At 61.3% G+C, this 25414-nt stretch carries 24 protein-coding genes; 3 read left to right on the top strand and 21 right to left on the bottom strand.

What is annotated here, in order from left to right; translation table 11 throughout:
- Positions 1-35: 35 nt before the first annotated feature.
- On the bottom strand, positions 36-521 hold the full coding sequence (gene larC, locus AAAX34_RS07690) for a nickel insertion protein (RefSeq protein ID WP_349110709.1): 486 nt from the start codon (positions 519-521) through the stop codon (positions 36-38).
- Between the two features lie 329 nt (positions 522-850).
- Here larC and AAAX34_RS07685 point away from each other — a divergent pair, with 329 nt between their 5' ends.
- Positions 851-1762, top strand: coding sequence for a PHP domain-containing protein (locus AAAX34_RS07685; protein WP_349110708.1), 912 nt, complete (start codon positions 851-853; stop codon positions 1760-1762).
- Positions 1763-1882: 120 nt separating this feature from the next.
- Here the strand turns inward: AAAX34_RS07685 and hisE are convergent, their stop codons facing one another.
- The 9 genes from hisE to hisG all read right to left on the bottom strand — a co-directional run bounded on the left by hisE (position 1883) and on the right by hisG (position 10054).
- A complete protein-coding gene (gene hisE, locus AAAX34_RS07680) occupies positions 1883-2200 on the bottom strand; it encodes a phosphoribosyl-ATP diphosphatase (RefSeq protein WP_148332629.1) in 318 nt (105 codons plus the stop codon).
- A 45-nt stretch (positions 2201-2245) separates the two neighbouring features.
- Positions 2246-2575 (bottom strand): phosphoribosyl-AMP cyclohydrolase, encoded by a 330-nt coding sequence (gene hisI / locus AAAX34_RS07675; RefSeq protein WP_232219762.1) that lies wholly within the window; start codon positions 2573-2575, stop codon positions 2246-2248.
- Between the two features lie 149 nt (positions 2576-2724).
- Positions 2725-3507: an imidazole glycerol phosphate synthase subunit HisF gene (gene hisF / locus AAAX34_RS07670; protein WP_006235891.1), complete on the bottom strand. Its 783-nt coding sequence runs from the start codon at positions 3505-3507 to the stop codon at positions 2725-2727.
- Positions 3470-4255 carry a HisA/HisF-related TIM barrel protein gene (locus AAAX34_RS07665; protein WP_349110706.1) on the bottom strand — a complete coding sequence of 262 codons (786 nt, stop codon included), beginning with the start codon at positions 4253-4255 and terminating at the stop codon, positions 3470-3472. Before AAAX34_RS07665 ends, hisF begins: the two co-directional genes overlap by 38 nt.
- Positions 4252-4953 carry an imidazole glycerol phosphate synthase subunit HisH gene (locus AAAX34_RS07660; RefSeq protein ID WP_233505717.1) on the bottom strand — a complete coding sequence of 234 codons (702 nt, stop codon included), beginning with the start codon at positions 4951-4953 and terminating at the stop codon, positions 4252-4254. The genes AAAX34_RS07665 and AAAX34_RS07660 overlap by 4 nt, the downstream gene beginning before the upstream one ends.
- A 138-nt stretch (positions 4954-5091) precedes the next feature.
- A complete protein-coding gene (gene hisB, locus AAAX34_RS07655) occupies positions 5092-5679 on the bottom strand; it encodes an imidazoleglycerol-phosphate dehydratase HisB (protein ID WP_349110704.1) in 588 nt (195 codons plus the stop codon).
- The gene (gene hisC, locus AAAX34_RS07650; protein ID WP_349110703.1) at positions 5680-6795 is read right to left on the bottom strand and encodes a histidinol-phosphate transaminase; all 1116 of its coding nucleotides are present in this window, start codon (positions 6793-6795) and stop codon (positions 5680-5682) included.
- 1 nt (position 6796) lies between these two features.
- Positions 6797-8233: a histidinol dehydrogenase gene (gene hisD / locus AAAX34_RS07645; protein ID WP_349110702.1), complete on the bottom strand. Its 1437-nt coding sequence runs from the start codon at positions 8231-8233 to the stop codon at positions 6797-6799.
- 105 nt (positions 8234-8338) lie between these two features.
- Positions 8339-10054 carry an ATP phosphoribosyltransferase gene (hisG, locus tag AAAX34_RS07640; RefSeq protein WP_349110700.1) on the bottom strand — a complete coding sequence of 572 codons (1716 nt, stop codon included), beginning with the start codon at positions 10052-10054 and terminating at the stop codon, positions 8339-8341.
- Positions 10055-10449: 395 nt separating this feature from the next.
- On the opposite strand from hisG, the gene AAAX34_RS07635 reads away from it, so the two are divergent.
- Complete coding sequence (locus tag AAAX34_RS07635; RefSeq protein ID WP_349110699.1) at positions 10450-12576, top strand: MMPL family transporter; 2127 nt, start codon at positions 10450-10452, stop codon at positions 12574-12576.
- Between the two features lie 32 nt (positions 12577-12608).
- On the top strand, positions 12609-15038 hold the full coding sequence (locus AAAX34_RS07630) for a hypothetical protein (protein WP_148332609.1): 2430 nt from the start codon (positions 12609-12611) through the stop codon (positions 15036-15038).
- A gap of 439 nt (positions 15039-15477) precedes the next feature.
- Here AAAX34_RS07630 and AAAX34_RS07625 read toward each other — a convergent pair whose 3' ends face one another.
- From AAAX34_RS07625 to AAAX34_RS07575, 11 genes are all read right to left on the bottom strand, one after another.
- Positions 15478-16539 (bottom strand): sugar isomerase, encoded by a 1062-nt coding sequence (locus AAAX34_RS07625; protein ID WP_006235878.1) that lies wholly within the window; start codon positions 16537-16539, stop codon positions 15478-15480.
- A 267-nt stretch (positions 16540-16806) separates the two neighbouring features.
- Entirely contained in the window at positions 16807-17652 is an 846-nt protein-coding gene (locus AAAX34_RS07620; protein WP_117770651.1) for a sugar phosphate isomerase/epimerase family protein, read from the bottom strand.
- Positions 17653-17764: 112 nt separating this feature from the next.
- On the bottom strand, positions 17765-18589 hold the full coding sequence (locus tag AAAX34_RS07615) for a PTS system mannose/fructose/sorbose family transporter subunit IID (RefSeq protein ID WP_197032845.1): 825 nt from the start codon (positions 18587-18589) through the stop codon (positions 17765-17767).
- Positions 18579-19352, bottom strand: coding sequence for a PTS sugar transporter subunit IIC (locus AAAX34_RS07610; protein ID WP_006235882.1), 774 nt, complete (start codon positions 19350-19352; stop codon positions 18579-18581). The genes AAAX34_RS07615 and AAAX34_RS07610 overlap by 11 nt, the downstream gene beginning before the upstream one ends.
- A gap of 294 nt (positions 19353-19646) precedes the next feature.
- Positions 19647-20129 carry a PTS sugar transporter subunit IIB gene (locus AAAX34_RS07605; protein WP_055252644.1) on the bottom strand — a complete coding sequence of 161 codons (483 nt, stop codon included), beginning with the start codon at positions 20127-20129 and terminating at the stop codon, positions 19647-19649.
- A gap of 57 nt (positions 20130-20186) precedes the next feature.
- Positions 20187-20606, bottom strand: a complete 420-nt coding sequence (locus AAAX34_RS07600) for a PTS fructose transporter subunit IIA (protein WP_349110697.1) — start codon at positions 20604-20606, stop codon at positions 20187-20189.
- A 21-nt stretch (positions 20607-20627) separates the two neighbouring features.
- Positions 20628-21689: a sugar isomerase gene (locus AAAX34_RS07595; protein ID WP_006235878.1), complete on the bottom strand. Its 1062-nt coding sequence runs from the start codon at positions 21687-21689 to the stop codon at positions 20628-20630.
- A gap of 275 nt (positions 21690-21964) precedes the next feature.
- Positions 21965-22678, bottom strand: coding sequence for a GntR family transcriptional regulator (locus AAAX34_RS07590; RefSeq protein WP_349110695.1), 714 nt, complete (start codon positions 22676-22678; stop codon positions 21965-21967).
- Complete coding sequence (locus AAAX34_RS07585) at positions 22663-23430, bottom strand: GntR family transcriptional regulator (RefSeq protein ID WP_349110693.1); 768 nt, start codon at positions 23428-23430, stop codon at positions 22663-22665. Before AAAX34_RS07585 ends, AAAX34_RS07590 begins: the two co-directional genes overlap by 16 nt.
- Before the next feature lie 35 nt (positions 23431-23465).
- Positions 23466-23957: a hypothetical protein gene (locus tag AAAX34_RS07580; protein WP_349110692.1), complete on the bottom strand. Its 492-nt coding sequence runs from the start codon at positions 23955-23957 to the stop codon at positions 23466-23468.
- A gap of 248 nt (positions 23958-24205) precedes the next feature.
- Positions 24206-25234, bottom strand: a complete 1029-nt coding sequence (locus AAAX34_RS07575; protein WP_055310491.1) for a LacI family DNA-binding transcriptional regulator — start codon at positions 25232-25234, stop codon at positions 24206-24208.
- Between the last annotated feature and the right edge of the window lie 180 nt (positions 25235-25414).

Genomic DNA, 25414 nt, shown 5'->3' with positions numbered 1-25414 from the left:
ATATGGCTAGGCGCAGGATGTCGCCACCAGCCGCGTTATTCAAATCGCAGTGCCGCGCTCTGGGCCGCCCGCATCACGCGCTGGAGCGGCACACCGTGCTCGCGGGCAAGGCGGGCGCAGTCCTCGTACTCGGGCGCTGCACGCTCGCTGCCGTCGGGCAGGGTGGCCACCTTGACGAACACCTCGCCCCATGGCGTCGTTACGCGCTCAAAGCAGCGTGGTAGGCAAACGCGCTCCATAACCTGGCGACGAATGCCGTTGGTCGTGGTTTCCAAGAAGATGATCGTCTGCAGGCGCTCGATATCCTCGTAGGTGCAGATTACCTGCAGCTGCCAGCCGGGGCGGCCTTTCTTACAATAGAGGGGCAGCCAGTGCACCTCGCGCGCACCCGCCTCGCGCAGGCGGTCGGCGGCGTAGGCGAGTACCTCAGGCGACGCGTCGTCGATGTCGCATTCCAGCTTGACGATGGTTTCGGGCGCATCGGTCTCGCGGGACAGCGGGGATGTGCTATCGCATGGCATACGGTCCGGCTCCTTTCCGCGCGGGCTCGTTTTGTTCATCCAAACGCTAGCACATCGCAGGCTGCGCGAGTGTGACGGCGCGTGATGAGCGCGATTTTCCTTGTCGACAAGAAACCGACACTCCACCGCCCCGGCCAAACATGTACATCAGCCTCCAAACATGTCATTATTTGTCGGTTTTGGAGGCTGACGTACACGTTTTGAGAGCAAGCGAGGCCGCACCACGCGCCGCGCAACCTTTCCAATCGATTTCGATCCCCGGCGTGCCCGGCGTGTTGAGAGCTGCGCCATTACAATGAAGCGGATTCGCTTGACGCAAAGGAGCCGCTATGCCCATGTGCCCGCTGGTCGATTGCCATACCCACACCTCGTTTTCGGACGGGCATGCCTCGTTTGAGGACAACGTCCGTGCCGCTGCTGCGGCCGGCTGCCGCGTCATGGTCTCGACCGACCATCTCACCCTGCCCGCCAGCATGGATGCTAACTGCGAGGTGCAGGTTACTGAGGGTGACCTCCCGGCGCATCGTCTGGCTTTTGAGGACGCTCGCAATCTTGCCGCTCAGATTGCGCCAGAACTCACCTTTATCTACGGTTTCGAATGCGATTGGTACGAGGGCTGCGAGCCTTTGGTTGAGCGCTGGTCCCAGGGCGCCGTCGTGCGCCTGGGCAGTGTGCACTGGATTGGCAACCCAGGCGATATCATGGCCGGTGCCGCGGGTACGGCGGGAACGGAGGACGTCGCTCGTCCCGATACGCCCGATTCGCGCTGCGGCTGGATCGACGATGACACCAACCTGCACGTTTGGGAAAACCTGGGGGTACGCGGCGTGTGGGAGCGCTATGTCGATGACTGGTGCCGCGCCTGCGAGAGCCCGCTCAACTTTGATGTGATGGCTCACCCCGACCTGGTCATGCGCTTTTCGAAGGAAGGCTTTGCGCCCGATTTTGACCCCGCACCGTTTTGGCAGCAGATGGCAGAGTGCGCGCACGATACGGGCCGCCGCGTTGAGGTCTCGACGGCCGCACCGCGCAAGGGCTTGGGCGACTACTACCCCGCAACCGGTCTTTTGCGCTGCTTTGCCCATGCCGAAGTGCCGATCACCTTTGGCTCGGACGCGCACCGCGCCTGCGATATCTGCTGGAACATCCGCGAGGCCCAGGCGCACGCCTACGACTGCGGTTATCGAACCTTCGACATCCCCCACGCCACCGGCGAATGGGAATCCACGCCCCTCGCCTAGCCATCCCTTCATAAGTTGCGGTGAAATAGGGATTGTTTTGCTTGATGAAGCGCTTAAACAGTCCCTATTTCACCGCAACTTCCATGACCCCGTCACACCAACAAAGACTGTCCCAAACGACTAGTGGCGGCGGGCGTTGAGTTCGCCGGCAAGCTCGTCGAGGGTGATACCGTAGCGCTCAAGGGTTACGAGCAGGTGGTAGACCAGGTCGCCGGCCTCGTAGCGGATGTGATCGTGATCGTTATCCTTGCAGGCCATGATCACTTCGCTCGACTCCTCGGCAAGCTTCTTGAGCAGCTCGTCCTCGACGTCGGTCAGCAGACGCGCGGTATAGCTCTCCTGCGGCGATGCATCACGACGACCGTGAATCACCTCGGCGAGCCCCGTCAGCGTCTCACCGATATTTCCATCCTGAACGTTTGCGGTGCGCACACCCATAGTTCAATCCTTTCTGGTGGCCGAGCGTCTAATCGAGCGCCCGCCCTACGCGAGTTTCTTAAAGAAGCAGGTACGGTTGCCGGTGTGGCAGGCCGGACCCGGCGAGTCGACCTTGACCAGTAGCGTATCGCTATCGCAATCGGCCCAGAGCTCCTTGACCTCCTGCATGTTGCCGCTCGTCGCACCCTTGTTCCAGAGCTCCTGGCGGCTGCGGCTCCAAAACCACGTGGTGCCGGTCTTGAGCGTCAGCCCCACCGACTCCTCGTTCATCCAAGCAACCATAAGCACCTCACCGGTGTCATACTGCTGAACCACACAAGGAATCAGCCCGCGGGCGTCGTATTTAAGATCAGACGCTTCTATTACCTCAGTCATCATTTCTCCCAAGTAATTACCGTAAACCCCACAGGTCGGCGAGGGTTGTCCAGGTGCCCGAGATTCCGAGCGACAAGCCCGACGACGCGTACTTAAGTACGCGAGAAGGGTTGGAGCCGGAAGGTCGGATGCATGGGCAAGCCGCAGCATTAGAAGTCCAATCTCACAGGAATGCCCTGCGAGGCCATATACTCTTTGACTTCGCGAATGCTGAAGGTTCCAAAGTGAAAGACGCTCGCCGCCAGCACGGCATCGGCCTCGCCCTCAATCACACCCTCGGCAAAATGTTCGAGCGTACCCACACCACCGCTCGCGATGACGGGAATCGGCACCGCGCGGGCCACGGCGCGGGTGAGCGCCAAATCAAAGCCAGCCTTGGTGCCGTCGCGATCCATGCTGGTCAGCAGGATCTCGCCGGCGCCGCGGCGAGCCGCCTCCTCGGCCCACGCCACCGCATCGATACCCGTAGCGTTGCGGCCGCCCGCCGTAAAGACCTCCCACTTATCGGCGCCCGGCTCCCCGGGCAGCCCCACGCGCTTGGCATCGATCGCCACGACCACGGCTTGGCTGCCAAACGCCGCGGCGGCCTGGCTGATCAACGACGGATCGCGCACGGCGGCAGAGTTGAGCGACACCTTGTCAGCACCGGCGGCAACCATGGTGCGCATGCCCGCCAGGTCGCGAAAGCCGCCGCCCACGGTATAGGGAATGGCCAGCTCCTCAGCAGCATGCGCCGCCATCTCGATAGTCGTCGCACGGTTGTCGCTCGTCGCGGTAATGTCCAGGAAGACGACCTCGTCCGCACCCTCGCGGTCGTAGGCGCGGGCCAGCTCCACCGGGTCGCCAGCATCGCGCAGGCTCACAAAGTTGACGCCCTTGACCACGCGGCCGTCCTTAACATCCAGACAGGGAATCACGCGTTTGGTAAGCATGGTCTACTCCTCCCCCTCGGGCGGCGGCCAGCGCCTGAACCAGCGTAAAGTTGCCTTCGTAGAGCGCGCGACCGGTGATGGCGCCTTCAATCGCGCCCCCACCTACCGCGGCAAGCGCACGGATATCGCCGAGCGTCGAGATACCGCCCGACGCCACGACGGGAAAGCCCGCGACCTCGGCCACATGGCGATATGCCGCCACGTCGATGCCCGTCTGCATGCCATCACGCGCGATGTCGGTATACACCAGATGCTTAAAGCCCAGCTCGGTAAGCTGCCCCACGGCATCGTCGAGCGCCACGCCCGCGCCGTCGCGCCAGCCGTTCACCTTAACCTGGCCGTCGCGTGCGGCAATGTCGGCGACCAGCAGCTCGCCAAAGCCTTGGGCTGCCACCTCAGCAAAACCCGGCTCGGTCACGAGCACGGTGCCCAGCGCAATGCGGCGAGCACCATAGCCTGCCAGCTCATCGATGCGTGCGAGCGAGCGAACGCCGCCGCCCACGTCCACGGACAGACCGTCGACGCCGCAGATGGCCTTAATCGCCGCCGAGTTGGCAGCGCATGTATCCTCGTCCTCACCAAAGGCAGCGGACAGGTCGACGACGTGCACCCAGCTTGCGCCCTGCTCGGCAAACGAACGGGCGACGGCCACGGGGTCGTCGGAATATACCTTGCAGCGGGTGCGGTCGCCGCGCTCCAGGCGCACAACCTTGCCGCCGATCAGATCGATTGCGGGAAACAGAATCATCGGCCAACCTCCTCGACGATGCTGACGAAGTTCTTAAGGATACGCTGACCCAGCGCGGAGGATTTCTCGGGATGGAACTGGCAGCCCCACACGTTGCCGTGGCGCACGATGCACGGGAAGCTCCGTGTATAGTGCGTGCGCGCCAACACATCGGCGGCATCGACGTCGTCGGCCACCGCGTAGCTGTGGGTGAAATACATGTTGGCGCCCTCGGCAAAACCGGCAAGCAACGGATCGGCCGCACCGGCGGGTGTCATGTGCACCTGGTCCCAGCCCACGTGCGGGACCTTCAGGCGGCTTGATTCCAGGTGCGTGCACGACCCACGCATGATGCCCAGGCCATCGACCCAGGGACCACCGGCCTGCTCGGAGGCATCGTCGTCCGCGTCCGCACCCTCGTCCGCAGGCACGCCCTCGTTGCCGCGCTCAAAAAATAGCTGAAGGCCCAGGCAGATGCCGAGCAGCGGAGTTCCGGCGGCAACGGCATCGAGCACGGCCACCTCCTCGCCGCTCTGGCGCATAAAGGCGATTGCGTCATAGAACGCGCCCACGCCCGGGATGACCAGGCCGTCGGCGTTGCAGATCTGCTCCGGATCGTCCGATGTGCAGGCGGCGGCACCGGCGCGCGCAAGCCCGCGCACGACGCTCGACAAGTTGCCCTTGTGGTAGTCGACCACCACAATCTTTGGTTCGCCCACGCGACCCCTCCCTTTTCCCATTCAAAACCTGCCAAAAAGGGACAGGTTTATTTTGGTCGGTTAAACGTTCACCCACCACATGAGACAGCATTTCCGCAGATAAAACCTGCCAAAATAAACCTGTCCCTTTTTGGCAGGTTACAGCGAGCCCTTGGTGCTGGGGATGCCCTGCACGCGGGGATCGAGCTCGCAGGCGTGGCGCATCGTGCGGCCCACGGCCTTAAAGGCGGCCTCGATAATGTGATGCGAGTTGCCGCCCGCCAGCTCGCGCACGTGCAGCGTAAGTTTGGCATCGCGCGCAAAGGCATAGAAGAACTCGACAGCCAGCTCGGTATCGAAGCTGCCCACGCGCTCGGTCGGCACGGGCAGCTCGCAGTAGGCCTGGCCGCGACCCGAAATGTCCACGGCGGCCATCACGAGCGTCTCGTCCATGGCGATCGCCGCATCGGCAAAGCGCGTAATACCCGCTTTGTCGCCCAGCGCCCGGAAAAACGCCTCGCCCAGCACAATGCCCGTGTCCTCGACGGTATGGTGCGCATCGACTTCCACATCGCCTACCGCATGCACCGTCAAATCGAACAGGCCATGGCGGCCAAAGGCGTTGAGCATATGGTCGAAAAACGGCACGCCGGTCGAGATATCGCACGTACCGGTTCCATCCAGGTCGAGTTTGACGACAATGTCGGTCTCCCCCGTCTTGCGGGTCACCTCGGCATAACGGCCCATCTAGATCTCCTCCTTCACCAGCACGGCAAACGCAGCCAGTACCTCATCGTTTTCCTGCGGCGTGCCCACGGTAATGCGCAGACAGTCCGCAAGCCCCGGCGCATAGCTAAAGTCGCGCACCAAAATCGAATACTCGTCGCGTAGGCGCTCGCGCACGCGCGTGGCATGCGGCGTACGCACGAGCACAAAGTTCGCCGCGCTCGGCCATGCCTCCACGGGCAGGCCCTCGGTAGCCATCGCGCGCAGGGCGCACAGCTCGCGCTCGCGCTCGGATGCGACCTGTGCCACCACGGGCGTGTACGCATCGCGGGCACGCACGCAGGCAAGCGCCGCCGCCTGGCTCAGCACGTTGACCGAATAGATCTGGCGAATCGCCGCGAACACGTCGATGACCTCGGACGCCGCGATCACGTAGCCCAGACGCGTGCCGGCAGCGCCAAACGCCTTGGACAGCGTATGTAAAATCACCAGGTTGGGATGCTCGGCGATAAGGCCCTGCGCCGTGGTGGCCGCGCCAAACGAATCGTCGGCAAACTCAACGTAGGCCTCGTCGACCATCACCATGCCGGGGCACGCATCGCACAGCGCCGCGATAAAGTCGAGCGGCGCCACGTCGCCCGTGGGGTTATTGGGCGAGGTCACGATTGCCAGGTTGCACTCGGGCGCTGCCGCAAGCACGGCTGTCTGGTCGAGCTCAAAGGTCGCGGGGTCGCGCCACACGTCACGCACCTCGGTCTGGCAGAGCGACGCAAAGAACGCGTACTCGCTAAAGCACGGCGGGCAGTTGAGCAGGGTCCGTCCCACGCCGCCAAACGCCAACAGGTAGTTATAGAGCAGCTCGTCGCCGCCGTTTCCCACGCAGACATTCTCGCGCGCCACGCCATGCCAGGCAGCAAGCTCGTCGCGCAGGTCGTTCGACATGGGATCGGGATAGCGATTGAGCGGTGTGGCAGCCAGGGCAGCGTCGACCGCCTCGCGCACGCCGGTCGGCACGGGATAGGTGTTCTCGTTGGCCGAAAGGTTGATGCGCGTAGGCGTAAAGTTGGGATCGTAGGGCTCAATACCGGCCAGGTAAGGCTGGACGAGCTCCTTCATGTGGGGCGTCAGCTCGGCCATATTAGGCCTCCTTACCAGTCGCGCCAACGCCATCCGCGCCCGCAGCCGCCAGGTCAACGCCCTCGGCAACCGTCGCCACGGCGTCGCCCGGCCAGGCGACCTTGGTCAGGTCGGCCGCGGCGAGTGACTCGGCACTCACGGCATCCTCGCCCTGCTCCAACACGCGGCGGCGCAGTGCGGCCGAAAGCGCGTGTGCCCACAGACCCTCGGCCTCGGCCAGGCGCTGCGTAGCGGGAGCGTCGGAGAGCAGGCCCTCAGGCGTATAGCAAATGACACTCGAGCGCTTGACGAACTCCTCCACCGAAAGCGGGTTGGAGAACATGGCCGTGCCGCCGGTCGGCAGCGTGTGATTGGGGCCGGCAACGTAATCGCCGAGCGGCTCGGAGCTCCAAGCGCCCACAAAGATGGCGCCGGCGTTGCGAATGCCGCCGAGCAGGCCCATCGCGTCCTTGCAGTGCAGCTCAAGGTGCTCGGGCGCCACGGTGTTCACCGCTTCGACGGCGGCAGCCATGTCGGCGGCCACCACGATGGTGCCCTCATTGTCGAGTGAGGCGCGCGTGATCTCGGCGCGTAGCGACTGCGCGACCAGAATATCGATACCCGCCTCGACCTCGTGCGCAAACTGCTCGTCGCAGGTCACCAGATAGCAGGCCGCCAGCGGATCGTGCTCGGCCTGGGCCATCAGGTCGGCCGCGACCACCATGGGCTTGGCCGTGGCGTCGGCCAGCACGCAGACCTCGGAGGGGCCAGCGACCATATCGATACCCACGTCACCCGAGACAATCTGCTTGGCAGCGGCGACAAAGGCGTTACCCGGGCCGGTAATCTTGTCGACACGCGGAATGGTCTCGGTACCGTACGCCAGCGCGGCCACGGCCTGGGCACCGCCCACCATATAGATCTCGTCCACGCCGCCGAGCTTTGCCGCGGCGAGCGTGTAGGGGCTGATCAGGCCGTCCTTTTGCGGCGGGGTCACCATGACCACGCGCTCAACGCCGGCGACCTTGGCGGGAATGGCATTCATGAGCACAGTGGAGGGATACTGCGCACGGCCGCCCGGCACGTAGATGCCAGCCGCGGCAAGCGGGGTCACCTTAACGCCGAGCATCGTGCCGTCCGGGCGCGTGGTAAACCAGCTCTGCTCGACCTCGCGCTGGTGGAACTCACGAATCTGGCGCGCAGCCTTCTCGAGCGCGGCGACAAAGGCCGGATCGAGGCCTTCGAGCGCGGCATCGATCTGCTCTTGCGGCAGACGGAAGCTCTGCAGCTCAACGCCGTCAAAGCGCTGGCAATAGTCGCGCACCGCAGCATCGCCGTTGGCACGCACGTTGGCCACGATATCGCGAGCGGCGTCGACGATGTTTTGCGGCAGCACGCCCTTACGGTTGAGCTGGTTGGTAACGAGGCGCTCGCCGGGAGCAAGCTTGATGGTCTTCATATCGGTATCCCCTATCGGTCGAGGTTTTGTTCGAAAAACGAGAGACCGGGCGGCGGCGCCAGTCGGCCCGCAGCCCGGACGTTGGGGCGCCCGTGCGTGCTCGCGCTATTGTGCCGAGCCCGCAACGGGCTCAAAATGCTTGTCCTTCACGGCTGCCGCCAAGCGATCTGCCAGATTGCGCACGCGCGGATCCAGACGTGCGGCACCCGGATTGACAAAGAAGCGGGCCGTGCAGTCCATAATGCGACCAGTAATAACGAGGTCGTTATCGCGCAGCGTGGCGCCCGTGGCGGTGATGTCCACGATACGGTCGGTCATGCCGACAATGGGGCCCAGCTCGATGTTGCCGTGCAGCGAGACGATGTCGGCGTTCACGCCGCGCTCGGCATACCAGGCACTCGCGATGCGCGGGTACTTGGTTGCCACGCGAAGCGACCCACGGCGGGCATAGTTGCGCTCGGCCTGGCCGGCGCGCCACGCGGGCTCCGCCTCGATAAACGTGCACAGGCCGTAGCCCAGGTCGACCAGCTGCAGCAGGTTGAGGTCTGCCTCGATAAGCGAGTCCCAGCCGCAGATGCCGCAGTCGGCACCGCCGCAGCCCACAAAGGCGGGCGCGTCGCTGGGACGCACGATGACAAACTCGATATCGCCGACCGCACCCTCACCGGCCTGTGTGTCGCGGCCGCGCACGATGAGGTGACGACCGGGGTCACGCAGCTCAGAGACATCCAAGCCCGCGGCCTCGAGCACGTCGAGCGTGTCGGCCTTAAGCGAGCCCTTGGGCACGGCAATGCGCAGCGGACCCTCGGCACCGCGCCCCACGGCGTGATCGCCATCGGAAGCAGCGTCCTCGGCCGAGGTGTGCGCGGCCTCCAGACGCTCGAGCGAAAAGGCGAAGCCCGCCGCCGGCACCTCGATGCCGCCGCCAAATGCACCGGTAAAGATGGAGTCGTAGCGTCCGCCCGAGCCAACCGGATCGGGCAGGCCGCCGGCATAGGCCTTAAAGACCAGGCCCGTGTAGTAATCAAACGAGTTCATGATGGAGAAGTCGAAAGACAGCACCTGGGCATCCTCGGGAGCCAGGCCCTCGACCAGGGCACGCAGCTCGCGCGTAAGCGGCGCGACAATGCCCGCCGCCGCCAGCAGCGCGTCGACGCGGTCGAGCACCTCGGCACCACCGTGCAGGCGCGGCAGCTCGCTAATGGCGACCTTAACGGCCTCGGACTCGGCGCTTTTCGCCACGCGGGCATCGAGGCCCACAAAGTCGTTGGCGTGCACGCAGCGCAGAGCCTCGGCAGCCAGCTCGCGATCCTCGCACGCCGCGAGCAGCTCCTTAAACGGGCGCACGCTACCTGCGATAATGCGCGCATCGGGCAGCGCCAACTTGCGAACGGCCTCGGCCACCAGCGAGACGATCTCGACATCGCCCGCGGTATCGCCCGCGCCGATGAGCTCAAAACCCAGCTGGGTAAATTGACGCGAACCGCCGGCATTGCGTTGGCATTCGCGAACCACCGGCGCCTCATAGCGCAGGCGCAGCGGCAAGTCGGCCGCGCGCATGCGGGTCGAGACCAAACGCACGATCGGCAACGTATTGTCGGGACGAACCACCAACAAGCGGCCGTCATCGTCAAAAAGCTTAAACGGCGTGTCCGCGATACGGCCGCCCTCCTCGAGCGAGCCCTTGTCCTCGAGCAGCGGCGTCTCAACCGGCAGATAATGATGCTCCCTAAAGCAGCCCTTCACCGTCAGCGCGATCTCCTCGCGCGCCTGAGCCTCCTCGGGCAATATGTCCCGGAATCCCCACGGTGTGGCCGTCATCTGGTGAGCCTCCTCATGCTGTGTTGCATACAGAACAAACGACCGGCATAGCTCCGCCGGTCTTTTGGGTACTTTAGCATACTAGAGTGCTTGCGGGGAAAATCCTTGTCCGCAGCTCACACCGTATTCATTTGGAAACATAGGGGCAGACGCTCAGCTAAATCTGACGATTATCTAGGCCAACCAGAAACCATATCCCGTTTTTCGTCTAAAAACTGGGATGCAGTTTCCGCTGAGGACCTTTTCCGAACTGCTTCTGCAGCGGCTGTTTTGGCTCCGGGACCGCGTCAATCGCATATCTTTATGGCGCCTTTATCCTACACATGTTGTATAACTACCAAATGTGGAATATAACAAAGAGCAAAACATAGGCTGAGCGTTATGGAGGATTGAGGTTGAAAGAGAAGCTATTTCGATGGGTCGTGAAGCACCGCAAACCCATCATCGCGTTCTATGCGGTGGCAGCACTGGTATGCCTGTTCCTGCGCCAGTTTGTAGGCGTTAACTACGACATTACGAGCTATCTGCCCGACGAAGCGGCGTCGACCGTCGCTCTGAATACCATGGGTGATGAGTTTGAGGGTGACATTCCCAACTGTCGCGTTATGGTGCCCAATGTCTCGATCGCTCAGGCGCTCAAATACAAGGACAAAATCAAAAAGGTCGACGGCGTCGAGGAGGTCCTATGGCTTGACGACGCGGCAGATATCGATCAGCCGCTTGCCACGCAAGACAAAGACACCGTTGAGACCTATTACAAAAAGAACAACGCCCTGTTTACGGTGACGGTTAATTCCGAAAAGGAGATCGAGGCAACCGACGCTATTCGAGATATCGTGGGCGACGAGGGCGCCATTACGGGCTCGGCCATGTCTAACGCGCTCGCCACCACATCGACCGAGCAGCAGATCAGCATTATCACGGTCGCTGTCATAGCGATTATCTTCGTGATTCTGGTCATCACGACTACCAGCTGGGCCGAACCCATCCTGGTGCTGCTGGGCCTGGGCGTCTCGGTGTTTATCAACTGGGGCACCAACCTCATCTTTGGCGAGATTAGCTTTGTCACCAACTCTGCGGGCTCCATTTTGCAGGTTGCCATCGCGCTGGACTTCTCGGTCTTTTTGCTGCACCGCTTTAACGAGGAGCGTGGCCGCCACGGCAGCGTTGCCGAAGACATGGTGCAGTCGTGCTGTCTGTCCTCGGTCGCCGTGTTTTCGAGCGGTTGCACGGTCTGCATCGGCTTTATCGCGCTTGCCGCCATGCAGTTTAAGATCGGCCCCGACCTTGGTCTTGCCCTTGCAAAGGGTATCGCCATCAGCCTGGTATCGGTCTTTACCTTTGTTCCTTCGATGTTCGTTCAGTTCGATGGCTTTGTGCAAAAATCGCAGCACAGGCCCTTTGTCCCGCCGCTGGGTAAGTTCGCCCGTCTGGTGCTCAAGGTCTGTATCCCCGCTGCCGTCGTGATCCTCGCCGTGGTTTACCCTGCGCGTGTGGCATCGACCTCCAGCGATATCACGTACTACTACGGCACTTCGCACATTTTTGGTTCGGATACGCGGCTTGGTCAGGATATGGACAAGGTCAAGGAGGTCTTTGGCAACTCCGATACCTACGTTGTGCTCGTTCCCCGTGGAGAGGTGAGCGAGGAGCAGGCACTCTCCAATGAGCTCAAGGCGCTCCCCGAGGTCAAGTCCATCCAGAGCTATGTTGACGTTGCGAGTCCCTATATCCCCACGGACATGGCCGAAAAGGACACGCTCGATCTGGTGGAGGGAGAGCACTACAGCCGTTTGGTGCTCACGGTTACCGCGCCCTACGAGGGTCCGAGTACATTTAAGCTGGTCAAGAAGATTCGTTGTATCGCGGACAAACATTATCCGGGTAAGGCAATGCTCGCCGGCGAGGGCGTGAGCACCACCGACCTTAAGGACACCATCACCGTCGATAAGGGCAAGGTCGACCTCATCGCCGTCGTGGCCGTGTTCGCGGTCTTGCTGCTGGCCACCAAGTCGCTGAGCCTGCCGATCATCTTGGTGCTCGTGATTGAGACCTCGATCTGGGTCAACTTTGCTGCACCGCTCTACACCGGTATGCACGAGTTCTTCCTCGCCTACTTAATTGTGAGCTCCATCCAGCTGGGCGTTGCCGTCGACTACGGCATCCTGATTGCTGACCGCTATCGTGAGGACCGCGTGACCATGCATAAGCGCGAAGCGCTACTCGAGACCATGGAAGCTTGCACGATTCCTGTTTTGACCTCTGGATCGGTTCTGCTAATCAGTGGCTTCCTGATCCATGCGATCTCGAGCCACGGCGTGCTCAAGCAGATCGGCTGGTTCCTGGGCGTCGGCGTGAGCATCTCCCTAGTCGCCGTACTCTTTGCGCTGCCGGGTTTCCTGTATGTGCTCGATGGCCTCATCGGCAAGACCACGCTCAAAGCTCATTTTTTGCCCAAGGATGCCCAGGATCCGGTTTCGGATACCACCGAGGCATCGGCTGCGGACGGCTCCGCTCAGTAACGTTTTACAAAGCAGTTGGAAGGAATACCGCAATGCATACCCATACCACTGATACCGCTTCGAAAGAGCTCAAAGCCCAACGCGATCTTGTACGTCGTCCCCATAAGCGCATCGCTGCGCTCGCTCTTGCCGCCGGTCTGACCGTGGCCCTTACCGTTCCCGGTGCCGTTGTGTTCGCCGACGGCGTAGGGTCGACGAGCGCTGCCTCGGCTACGAGTGAACAGATGGCGACGGACTCCGATAACAGCACGCCGGGATATAAGAAAAACCAGGTCGTATACGTCAAAACCGATGCCGACGGCAATCGCACGGGTGTTTACGTGGTCAATAGCTTCGAGGCCAATAAGGGCGTCAAGATCGACGATGCCGGCACCTATAACAAAGTGACCAACCTATCGACGACTCAAAAACTAACGGACGACAGCGGGTCGGTTGCCGTTACGGGCCAGGGAGTGCAGGACTTTGTCTACCAGGGCGATCTGGACAAGAACACTCAGATGCCGTGGAACGTCACCGTGGCATACCAGCTCGATGGCCGCGATATCGACGCCAAGGATTTGGCGGGCAAGAGCGGCAAGCTCACCATGAAGCTCAAGGTCGAAAAGAATGACGACTATACCGGTGGCGATTATGCCGATAACTACCTGGTTCAGATTACCGGTCAGCTTAAGGATGCCGAGGCACACGATATTGAGGCTGAGGGCGCCACGGTTGCTGCCAACGGCTCCAACACGCAGCTTACCTACATGGTGATTCCCGGCAGCACCGGAGACTACACCATTACGACCGATGTTGAGGATTTTGAGTTTGATGGCTGGCAGATTGTCGGCGTGCCGCTGAATCTTGCCATCGATGTGGACTCGAGCAGCATGGATACGAGCCAGCTCGTGGAGCTCTCCAACGGTATTGCTACGGCCAATAGCGGTGCTGGCCAGGTTGCCGACGGTGTCAAGACGCTCGCGGCCTCGCTTGCCACGGCCAATACCGGTGCCGGCACGCTGTCCAGTGGCGCCGCTGCGCTCGCGGCGGGTACGAGTCAGCTCAACGCGCAGGTCCCCACGCTGGTCGAAGGCGTGAGCAACCTTAATGCCGGTGCCGAGGGGGTTAATGCCGGTGCCGTGCAGCTTAAGGGCGGTGCGTCCGATCTTTCGGCGGGCCTTTCCAAGCTGCAGGGGAGCGCACAGCAGATCTCGGGCGGCATAAGTGGAATTGCCGCTGGGTCCGATACGTACGTCGACGCGCTGACGCTGGGCAAGCAGGCTCAGGAGGCAAACCTTGCCAAGGCGCAGGCTGCGGCCAAGGCGGCCCAGGACGCCGTGACCGCTACGTCGGGCAACGCCTACAGCGCGCTGTACGGGCCGCAGGGTCTTACGGCGGCGCTCAGCGGCGAGGGGCAGTACCTTGCCGGTGCACAGCAGGCGCTCGGCGGGGCAAAGCAGGCCGCGAGCGCCATGGGCAACGATGCGGCAAAGGCTAACGCCGAGAGCGCAAAGGCTGGCGCCGAGAGCACCGTTGCATCTATTGCCGCTGCCAAGGCGGCGGTCGCCGATGCTCAGGACGCGCTGGATAACGCGGCCGATCTCGACTCCGCCAAGGCTGCGGCAGCCAAGCTAAGCGAGGCTACGGCACAGCTGGATGCCGCCACCGCAAGTGCCGGCAGTGCTGCTACCAGCGCGGGTGCCGCCGCCACGGCGGCATCGAGCGCCGATGCGACGGGTCTTACCGCGCTTCTCGATTCTGCATCCAATGCCGTTGCGGGCGCGCAGGGTCTTAACACGCAGGTGTCGCAGGGCCTTAAGGGTGCCGAGTCCATGTTTGGCACGCTTACCGATCAGGTTACGACTTTGGCCCAGGCGGCCGGCGCCCAGGGCGGCGCCCAGGGTGCCGTCACCGCGCTCGATAGCGCCATTCAGGGCTACACCACTGTCCAGGATGGCCAACAGCTGAGCCTGGCCGGAGCCATCGCCTATATGAACAGCGCGATCAACCCGGCAAACCCCACGGCCGTGAACCCCGGTCTTGTCGCCGGTGTTGGCTCTGCAGCAACGGGCGCGGGTCAGCTGAGCGATGGCGCCGCGGCTCTTGCCGCGGGCACCGACCAGCTTGCTGCGGGCACACAGCAGCTCAACGGTGCCACGCCCGCGCTTGCCAACGGCGCATCACAGCTCAACAACGGTGCGGCGCAGCTCAAGACAGGTGCTGCTAGCCTTGCTAGCGGCATGAATCTTCTCTCCTCGGGTGCAGGTACGCTTGCCAGCGGCGCATCCGAGCTCGGCAACGGCATGCAGGAGCTTACCGACCGAACGAGCAATCTCGATACTCAGGTCATCGACACCGTTAAGGACAAGATCGAGGAAATGCTCAACCCCGGCTTTACGCCGACGGACTTTGTCAACGGCGAGCAGGGCGGACATATAAATCGCGTGCAGTTTATCTATATGACGGGCGCGATCAGCAAGTAGGCAGCCGCGCCCTTGTGGCGATTGGCATCGATAGCAAGTTATGAGGGGAGGGGCCGTCGGGCATTGTCTCGGCAGCCCCTCTTTGCTGTCAGCGGCCACTTCGCGTCTTTGCAGAAGCTGTACCGCAAGATTTGTGTTTGGAAGGAGACGCGCTTTCTGCAAGGGGCGGAGCGCGGAAAGCATGTCCCGGATTTGATGCTCGGAACGGGATGAGCTTTCCGGATCGGACCCCAAGCGGAAAGCGCGTCCCGTTTCGGGGCTTCAGAATGGGACGCATCCGGAAACCGCATCCCACTCTGAGCCGAAATTCCGGGATGAGATTTCCGCCGAGGACACCCTGCGCCGACGGCAACGCAAAAAGGGCGCCCGCGCGAATGCGGACGCCCTTGTGTAGGGTCGAGATATCAACCAGCCAAGATATCGGCCCTGCGGCCAGCTCTTAGTAGTCGAACTGGTGGTAGTAGCGGCGGTACTTGAGGTTGTGCTTGGTGACCAGCTCGTAATTGCGCGCGAGGCGGTCGGTGGTCAGCACGGACAGGATCCACGGCGACACGATGACGCGGAAGTCGTCGTCCAGGCCCGGGATCGCGTACTCGGCGGTGTCGATGATGACGTAGTCCTCGTCGCCGGTCACGCCGCTGGTGAGGAAGGCGCGGACGCGCTCGTCGAGGGCGCGGCACTCGTCCTCTCCCATGAACAGGAACACCGGGACGCCGGGCTCGAGCAGCTCGAGCGTGCCGTGGAAGAAGTCGTGCGAGGTGATGTGGCGGATGCGCTTCCACTGCATCTCCTCGAGCAGGCACATGGAGTACAGGATGGTCTCGCCCCACAGCGCGCCCGAGCCGATGAACATGGTGTAGTCGGCCAGCGCGTACTTCCTGGCGAGCTCCTCGGCGCGCGGCTCGAAGCGCTTGCGGATGTCGAGCATGTCCTTCCAGACGTCCTTCGTCTGCTCGATGAACAGGTCGAACTTGGGGAAGCAGCCGCGGCGGTTGAGCAGGCGCAGGCCGAAGCAGTCGGCGAGGTAGTAGCCCTTCTCGCAGCCGCCGGCGCCGTGGTCGGAGGCCATCATGACGCAGTTCTCGGCGCCCACGGCCTGTCCGATCTTGCCCTCGGGGTTGGTCATGGCGAAGACGCGCACGCCCATCTCCCTCATCTTGCCGACGGCCTCGAGCACCTCGGGGGTGGTGCCGGACTCGGAGGCGGTCAGCACGACGGATTTGTCGGTCATGCGCTTGTGGCCCATGACGTTCCACTCGGCGGCGTGGATCAGGTAGACCTCGAGGTCGCGGTCGCCGAACTTGTTCATGAGGTACTCGAGCTGCATGAACTCGTCCCAGGTGCCGCCGACGCCCATCAGGAAGACGGCGTCGTAGCCCTCCTCGTGCACGCGGTCGGCCAGGGCGGTCATCTTCTTGCCGGCCTCGTAGACGTTCCTGCCGTCCTCGAGGTAGCCCTCCTGGTCGAAGTGCATGATCTCGATCTTCTCGGTCTCCTTCATGTGTGTCCTCCCATCACATGTGCGCAATTCTATACATCGCGCTTCTTGCTGATACCAATTATAGCCATACGATTGCTTGTTATTTAATACCAATCCAAACTCACGGAGATTTGCGGCGAACGGTCGGTTTCCTCGCCCGAGTGGTATTACAACGCCAATAGTTGTCTATTTCGAGCGCTACTGCCAACGGGTTCCCCACAACTCGCCAGCTATAAAAGCGTTGCGCCAGACCCGCCCAAGCGTTTCCGGCGCAACCGCGCAGTTTAGTTATTCGGCTTCCATCTCCGCTGTCACACGGCGATACATCTCGATAACCTGAGTCGTCGCCTTGGACGGATCCTGATAGTAGCGGCCATCACACGTCTCGGCCGAGACATAGCCCGTATAGCCGTGGCGCATGAGTGCCTCGAGGTCGGCACGCATATCACGCTCGCCGTCGCCCCAGGCAAGATGCGTCGTGCCACCGCCCACATCTACAAAGTGGGTGTGAACGATCTTGTCGCCCAAAACCTCAAAGTAGCCGTCGATCGTGTCGCCGGCAACTTCCATGGCGCCAAAGTCGATACAGGCCTTCAGGTTGGGACGATCGACCGCCTCGAGGATGCGCGCGACATCCTGTGCGGTGTTGACCAACACGGACTCCGACGGCTGCAGGGCCTCGAGCGCGACGCGAATACCGCGCGTATCGGCGTAGTCGCACACCGAGCGCAGCATGGCAACGCTGCGGGCCCAGGCGTCCTCAGCCGGCTCGTCCAGATAGGCCCAACCACTCGTCACCAGAATCTGCGGCACGCCCAACTCAACGGCAACGTCGATCACATTCTTAAAGTACGAGAGGATGCGTTTTTGGCCCGCCTCACCGCGCACCGCGACGTTCCACGGCTTGGGGTTGTTCTGCTCGGGGCACACGCACACGATCTTGATACCGTATTGGGCGGCAAGATCACGAATCTTATCCACCGAATCGTGCTCATGGCAATCCACATACAGGTGCATCGAGCCGGTCCACAGCTCGATATTGCGATAGCCGGCCTCACCTGCAGCCTTAAAAAACGTCTCGATGCTGTAGTAACGATGGTTGATGTTCATGAGCGAAAGCTCGGGTACGACCATAGCCCTCCCCTTTCGTACGGAGTTTTAAAAAACAGGGGGCCGCCGCAGATGCGACAAGCCCCCCAAAGATCGACGCAACCGTTAGACGCGATGGAAGCGCGATTCGAACATATTAGGCAAGCACGCCAAAGTAAGCGCCGATGATGCCCACGACCATGGTGCAGAGGATCAGGACCATCGGGTTGATCTTCTTGGAGAGCAGCCAGTAGTAGAGCCAGAAGGCGGCCATACCGAGCATACCGGGCATGATGCCGTCCAGGATGTCCTGGAGAGTTTGGGCGGAGTCGCCCTGACCAATGGCGATGGGCAACGAAGCCCAGAACATGTCCTTGCTCATGGCGCCGACGACCATAACGCCGACAATGCCGACGCAGGCCATGATCTTTTGCATCAGGCCGGTCTTCTGAGCCTCGTCGAGGAAGCCAATGCCTAGCTCATAACCCTTGATAGCGCCAAAGATACGAATCAGGAACGCCGGGATGTTGTAGACGAGCAGGAAGGCGATGGGGCCAAAGACGTTGCCGGCCTGGCACAGGCTGATGCCCACGGCAGCGGCGACGACGCGCAGGGTGGACAGGAAGAAGGAGTCACCCAGGCCGGAAAGCGGACCCATGAGGGCGGCCTTGATGTCGTTGACGCTCTCGGGCTCAACCTCGCCACGAGCGACCTTTTCTTCCATGGCCATCGCGATGCCGCCCACGAAGGGAGCGAGCTGCGGGGTGATGTTGAAGAATGCGCTGTGACGGTGCAAGGCCTCGGCGTAATCATCGGGACGGCCGGCATAGATCTTCTTGAGCATGTTGGCGACCATCAGGCAGAAGGCAATGTTCATCTGCTTGTAGTAGGTCCAGGAGAATTCCATGCCCAGGGCGCCGGTGTTCACGGCGCTCTTAATGAGGTCGGAGCGAGTAATCTGGTTCTCGGAATTAGAAGTCATCGTCCTCATCCCCTTCCACAGAAAGCTGGGACTGGGCGCCACCAAGGCCCAGCAGGTCGTACTTGTCGATGCCGATGATGATTGCGATCAGGGCGACGCCGAGGACGGGCACGTTGGCATAGGAGCACAGCAGGAAGCCCAGGAAGTAGAACGGCACGAGCTGCTTGGTAAGCACCAGACGGCCGAGCATGGCGAAGCCCATGGCAGGCAGGATGTTGGCTGCGACGCCAAAGCCATCGAGGACGAACGTCGGGATGAAGTCGAGCAGGCCCTGAACGGCGTCGGCACCCAGATAGAAGGAGACCGAGCACAGGATAAAGGCCAGGACGACAATCACGAGACCGATAATCCAGTGCATAGCGTAGATACCCTTGAGGTTACCCTTGCTGGCAAAGACGTCGGCACGGTCGACCAGGAGGGGCATACCGGCGTTGACGACGTTCTTAATGGCCAGGCACAGAGTGGCGATGGGCATCGCGAGCGCGATAGCGGCCTCGGTGCTCTGACCCAGCTGAATAGCGAAGGCGCAGGCGAGCACACCGCCAATACACTCATCGGGCGGCACGTAAGCGCCGATGGAGATTGAACCCATGAAGAGCAGCTCGAGGCTCGCACCGATGGCGAGGCCGGACTGCAGGTCCCCGAGGACTATGCCGACGAGCGGGCACAGAACGATCGGGCGGAACGCATAGAGCGTACCGAGCTGATAATCGAGCTTACCGAAGGCAGCGATAAGTCCGATGAGGATCGCTTGAACAAGCATTGTTCCTCCCTTTGATCCCTCTTGGATCCGCGCGGCGATTCCCGACTTGTCAGCGCGCCCTTTTCCATGCCGACAATCGCCCAGACAGATCCAGCTTGTACCGGTGTGCTGTTAACACCTAAACCGGTGCAAATGATTTGATACCAATTATATAGTCATGCGAAAACTATTTAATACCAATCGCTCAACGGGCGTGTACTCCCGGTGAACGGTAGATGGGGGTAACGGGTAAAGCGTTTATCCGGTACGCCCACGAATAGGGGCGGCGCCGTGCGCGCCGCCCGTAGTTCCCAATTAGAGGGCGCTTAGGGCATCGACCTTGGGGTCGTCGGCCAGAGCGCGAATCTCGACCTCGACACCGCGGCCGACGAGCTCGCGAATGTCCTCTTCCTCGGCAGCAGTCACAAAGATCTGGCGGGAGATCTTACGGGCATCGGGACGCTGCTCGTCCTTGGACTTGGTGTTGCCCAGGTTGATGGAGGTGATCTGCGGGCAGCCGTCGACAAGCTGCTTGGCCTCGGCGATGCTGGCGACGCAGATGATCATCTTGTACTTATCGGTAACACCGGAGTTGATGGCCTCGATGGCGTGCTCCATGTCCTTGATGACGAGCTTGACGTTGGCCGGCTTTCCCATCTTGAGCGTAGTCTTCCAGACGGGATCGTTGGCAACCTTGTCGCCAACGCAGAAGATGCAGTCAGAGCCCAAGCCCTGGACCCAAGAGACGGCCACCTGGCCATGAAGCAGACGATGGTCGACGCGAAGCAGTTGAATCATGATTGACCCCCAAAGGTCTCATGCCGGAAACCCGGCCCCATTAATAGCAGGCGGTGACTAGAACTCTTCCTCGTCATCCGCATCGGTCAGCAGGTCGTTGACAAACTTGACGCGCGTGTCGTCAGCCGCGAGGATCTCGCGGATAACCTGATCGGCGGGAGCCTCCTGGTCCGAAAAGAGCAGCTGGATCAGCAGCGGCAGATTCATGTTGGCAACCAGGTAGGTGTTGGGGCGCGTCTGGACGATCTTGGTGAACTCGTTGTTGACGCTGCCGCCAAACAGGTCGGTGCACACGATTATGTCGTCGGCGGGGTCGAAGGTCGCCAGGAGCTTGGCGGCCTCCTCGGCGACGTCGGTGCGGCCGTCGACAAACATCGACAGGTCGTGGACGTTATCGCGCGCGCCCGAGAGCAGCTCGGTGCTCTCTTTGATGCCGGTCGCAAAATGCGCGTGGCTGGCAAAGATGTATTGCCTCATTGCGGTTTCCCCCAAATGAAATTAGTAGTCGAACTGGTGGTAGTAGCGGCGGTACTTGAGGTTGTGCTTGGTGACCAGCTCGTAATTGCGCGCGAGGCGGTCGGTGGTCAGCACGGACAGGATCCACGGCGACACGATGACGCGGAAGTCGTCGTCCAGGCCCGGGATCGCGTACTCGGCGGTGTCGATGATGACGTAGTCCTCGTCGCCGGTCACGCCGCTGGTGAGGAAGGCGCGGACGCGCTCGTCGAGGGCGCGGCACTCGTCCTCTCCCATGAACAGGAACACCGGGACGCCGGGCTCGAGCAGCTCGAGCGTGCCGTGGAAGAAGTCGTGCGAGGTGATGTGGCGGATGCGCTTCCACTGCATCTCCTCGAGCAGGCACATGGAGTACAGGATGGTCTCGCCCCACAGCGCGCCCGAGCCGATGAACATGGTGTAGTCGGCCAGCGCGTACTTCCTGGCGAGCTCCTCGGCGCGCGGCTCGAAGCGCTTGCGGATGTCGAGCATGTCCTTCCAGACGTCCTTCGTCTGCTCGATGAACAGGTCGAACTTGGGGAAGCAGCCGCGGCGGTTGAGCAGGCGCAGGCCGAAGCAGTCGGCGAGGTAGTAGCCCTTCTCGCAGCCGCCGGCGCCGTGGTCGGAGGCCATCATGACGCAGTTCTCGGCGCCCACGGCCTGTCCGATCTTGCCCTCGGGGTTGGTCATGGCGAAGACGCGCACGCCCATCTCCCTCATCTTGCCGACGGCCTCGAGCACCTCGGGGGTGGTGCCGGACTCGGAGGCGGTCAGCACGACGGATTTGTCGGTCATGCGCTTGTGGCCCATGACGTTCCACTCGGCGGCGTGGATCAGGTAGACCTCGAGGTCGCGGTCGCCGAACTTGTTCATGAGGTACTCGAGCTGCATGAACTCGTCCCAGGTGCCGCCGACGCCCATCAGGAAGACGGCGTCGTAGCCCTCCTCGTGCACGCGGTCGGCCAGGGCGGTCATCTTCTTGCCGGCCTCGTAGACGTTCCTGCCGTCCTCGAGGTAGCCCTCCTGGTCGAAGTGCATGATCTCGATCTTCTCGGTCTCCTTCATTCCCGCTCCTTTCACGAGCAGTTTGAATTGTCGCACGGAATGAACGGGCTTGCCGCCCCGTCGCACCGCTTAACCTTGTGGACATCTTGGCCCCAAGCTCAACAATTCAAAGGTTCTTAATACCAGTGAACGATTACAGGTTAGCCGTTTTTAATACCGATTTTATGATTTCATCCTCCCCTCTCGGTAGACGGTCAGTTTTTGCCGCTCATCGGTCAAGCGACATATATCCGTAAAAACGAGCGCCCCCGCCATGCGCAGGGACGCTCTAGACGCTAATAGTTGTAGGTATATCCGCCGGCGTCGCCGCTGGTAAAAGACTTGGCATGCTCGATTGCCTGCCCACTCGAGTCATAGGTCAGGCCTTCCAGCACGAGCGCCAGATCGCCCGGCTCAAGATTGAGCAAACTCGCATCGCGTGCGCCCAGCGCCTCGATATCGAGTTTCTCTACCGACTGATCTGGCTTGCGTCCCAACATATCGTAGGTCTCGAACAGGCTGAAGACCGAAATGTCCACGTCTTCGATGCCCGGAAACAGCAGGCACGGAATCAGTGTCATCTCGATCGATACGGGCTCACCATCGATGCAGTTGAGGCGGCGCACCGAGTAAAGCAGATCGTCCTCGGCGATGCCAAACAAGTCGGCATAATACGGGCCGGCGTAGCGTTTGGAGCGCGCCAGGATGCGCACCGACGGCGTCGCGCCCGATGCCAAAACCGACTGGCGGAAGCCGCCCTTGCGTTCGTGCTCGTCAAACCACTTGTGTCCCACAAAGGCGCCTTTGCCCTGCACGCGACGAATCTGGCCACTTTTGACCAGCTCGTCCATGGCGCTTCGGATTGTCAGGCGTGTCGTGCCAAACTCCTCGGCCAGCTCGTTTTCGGACGGAATCATCGAGCCCGTCGGGTAGTCGCCGCGCTCGATTCGCTCCGCAATGCAGCGGCGAATTTGTTTGTAAACCGGCAAGTCTTCTACTGCATCAGCCATTCGACACCCACCTTCGTCGCAACGCCGTCTGCCTCGCCGTTATCGGCAAAACGATACTTGGTCGGCAGAATCACGGACTTGCAATACTCGACAAAGCCATCGTTCTCGTCACGCTCGTGCGAAGCCTTGTAAAACACCGGCGTGCCCTCCTGAGCACCCAGCAACTTGGCCTCGTCGGCGTTCAGACGGCTGATGGAAATATGCTCCTTGCCGTGCGCCACATGGACATTCCCCTCTTTGAGCAAAACGTCGTAGAGGCTTTCCTGCTCAAAATCGTGATCGGGAAGCGAGGGGCACAAAGACAGATTGACGTGAGCCGTCTCGATCGATGCCGGGGAACCGTTGACCACACGCACGCGCCGAATGCAGAAGAGCGGCATGCCCAGGTCGATCTGGGTTTTTTGGGCAAGATCGATATCGGCATACACGACCTTGGACCAAACCAGGCGCGCGGTCGACTTTGAGCCAACCCTCTCCACCGCCTGCGTATAGTTCCATGTTTCCTGAAAGATGTTCAGCGGTTTGGGAGGACACACATAGGTGCCCGAACCGCGGCGGCTTTCCAAAGTTCCGCACGAAATAAGGCGCGTGATCGCAGCACGCAACGCCGTGCGCGACACGCCCAGCTCTTCACAGAGCACACGCTCGGCGGGCAGCCGGTCGCCACTCTGCAGGTCATAATGTTTGATATACCAAAGAATGCCCTCAAAGGCGCGATCTTTGGGCGGAATCGCATATGGTTCACTCGACATGGGCAAGACTCCTCAACCGTTTGATGCTGCAGGAATCATTGCTCCGGACGCCTCATGGCGTCGAAGGCTTCTTTGATCTGCTCCGCAACGTTCCGATACGACCGATATAGGCCGGAGTCTCGCTTGACTTCGCCCGCGGTCACCGGAATCTCAAGCTTCGAAATCTCATCCTTGCCGGTTTGCACGGCAACGATGACACCCATACCAAGGCACATATTACGCTTGGCAGCGTTGTTTTTGGTAGCCTGAGCTGGATTAATCAAAATCTGCTGAGCCAGTTCGCGTTTGCTGAGCTCCGGCACATCCTCGGGATTTCCGGTCTCGGCAATCTCGCACTGCAGCACATCCGCATAGTCAAAAATCTTCGGCTCGCCGCCGCGCTGATGCACGGCCCACTTGCGGCGCGTGGCATCCTGGTAGATAGCCGGCAAAAACGTAAACCGCGGTGGGTCCAAAATCGTATCCGTGATGGTAAACACATCGGGATCAAAGGCATCCTGCGGGTTTTTCTTCTTGAACAGCCCCATATCAGCCTCCCGTACTAGCATTAAACAACTCAAGCCGAATATAGCACCAATTTCAAGCCACCGCTTTACCGCATCGGTGCGCGGCGTCTATAGCTCGCCCAGCGGAAGAGTTCACGGACGAGGGCCGGGGTGCCTGCCTTGTTTTGAGAAGTGGGCTCCGCGAACTTCTCAAAACAAGGCAGGCACCCCGGCCCCGCCGGTAAATAGCGGACACTCCGCATACAATCTATGCAAACAAACAAGTACGCTTAGCTACATTCGGTAAGATCGAGCACGCTGCCCTTCACGATAAGCGCCGGCTCCAGAACGACTTCTTCGGCACGCCTGCCGCCCCTACCGGCAAGACGCTTGGACATGCAGCCAAAAGCATGCTCCGCGAGGATACCTGGATCCTGCTCAATCGCGGTCAGCGCCGGCTCAAAGAGAACGTCGGCGGCCGAGTTGTCGTAACTCACCACCGAGATGTCGCCCGGGATGCTCTTCCCCATCTCGTGCAAGCGCTTGAGCAGACCGAGGGCGATGTTATCCGAGCTTGCGAACACAGCGGTAGCATCAGTTGCGAGCACCGCCTCCGAGGCCTCGTAGGCACTCGGAATGTAGTACTCGCTCTCAAACTCCAAACGTGCGTCGATAGGCAGGCCAACCTCGCGCAGCGCGCGCTCATAGCCGGCAAGTCGCTTACGCCCCGTATTGGAACGGCGCGCGTTAACCAAGCAGGCAATGCGACGGTGACCCTGCTCGATCAGATAGCGAGTGGCCATGTAGCCACCCATCTCGTGGTCGAACATCACCTTGTCGCACTCGAGCCCCTCAATGGCACGGTCGACCATCACGGCAGGGATAGGCAGATGGCTGACTTCTTCGCGCAGGGCGCGGTCGTCGGAGAACTCGTCGCCCACAACCAGGAAGACACCATCAACGCCGCGCGTTACCAGCTGGCGCAGCAGCTCCAGATCGTCGTCGGCACTTCCACCCGAGCTGGTAATGAAGAGCGCATAGCCGTCCTCGCGGCAGCGCTTTTCCAGGCTACCGGCGAGCGAGGCAAAAAAGCGGCTCTCGATGTTAGGGACGATAAGGCCCAGCGTGCGCGACTCGCGCATGACCAGACTACGCGCAATCTGATTAGGAACATAGTGGTTGCGCGCCGCAACCTCCTTGATGAGCTTGCGGTTTTCTTCCGAGATGCGACAGGGCCGATTATTGAGAACAAGCGAGACCGACGAGGGGGAAAGCCCCACCTCCTGGGCAATCTGCTTGAGGGTGACTTTGTTGGCCATCTCGCTCCTTCCAGGTTTACGCGCAATCTCTTGAAAGTATAGCGACCGCCCCTCTACCTCGGTGATAAACACTTTACCAATCCGGTAGACGGCTGTTTTATCGCCGCCAGCGCACCAAATCCGTCCGGGTGGGGTATATTGCAATCGATTGATGACAACGACCACCAAAAGGCGGATATT

The sequence above is a fragment of the Collinsella sp. CLA-ER-H4 genome, from assembly GCF_040092395.1.
Lineage (GTDB): Bacteria > Actinomycetota > Coriobacteriia > Coriobacteriales > Coriobacteriaceae > Collinsella.
The sequence above is the reverse complement of the archived record's forward strand: the minus strand, read 5'-3'. Positions and strand labels throughout refer to the sequence as shown.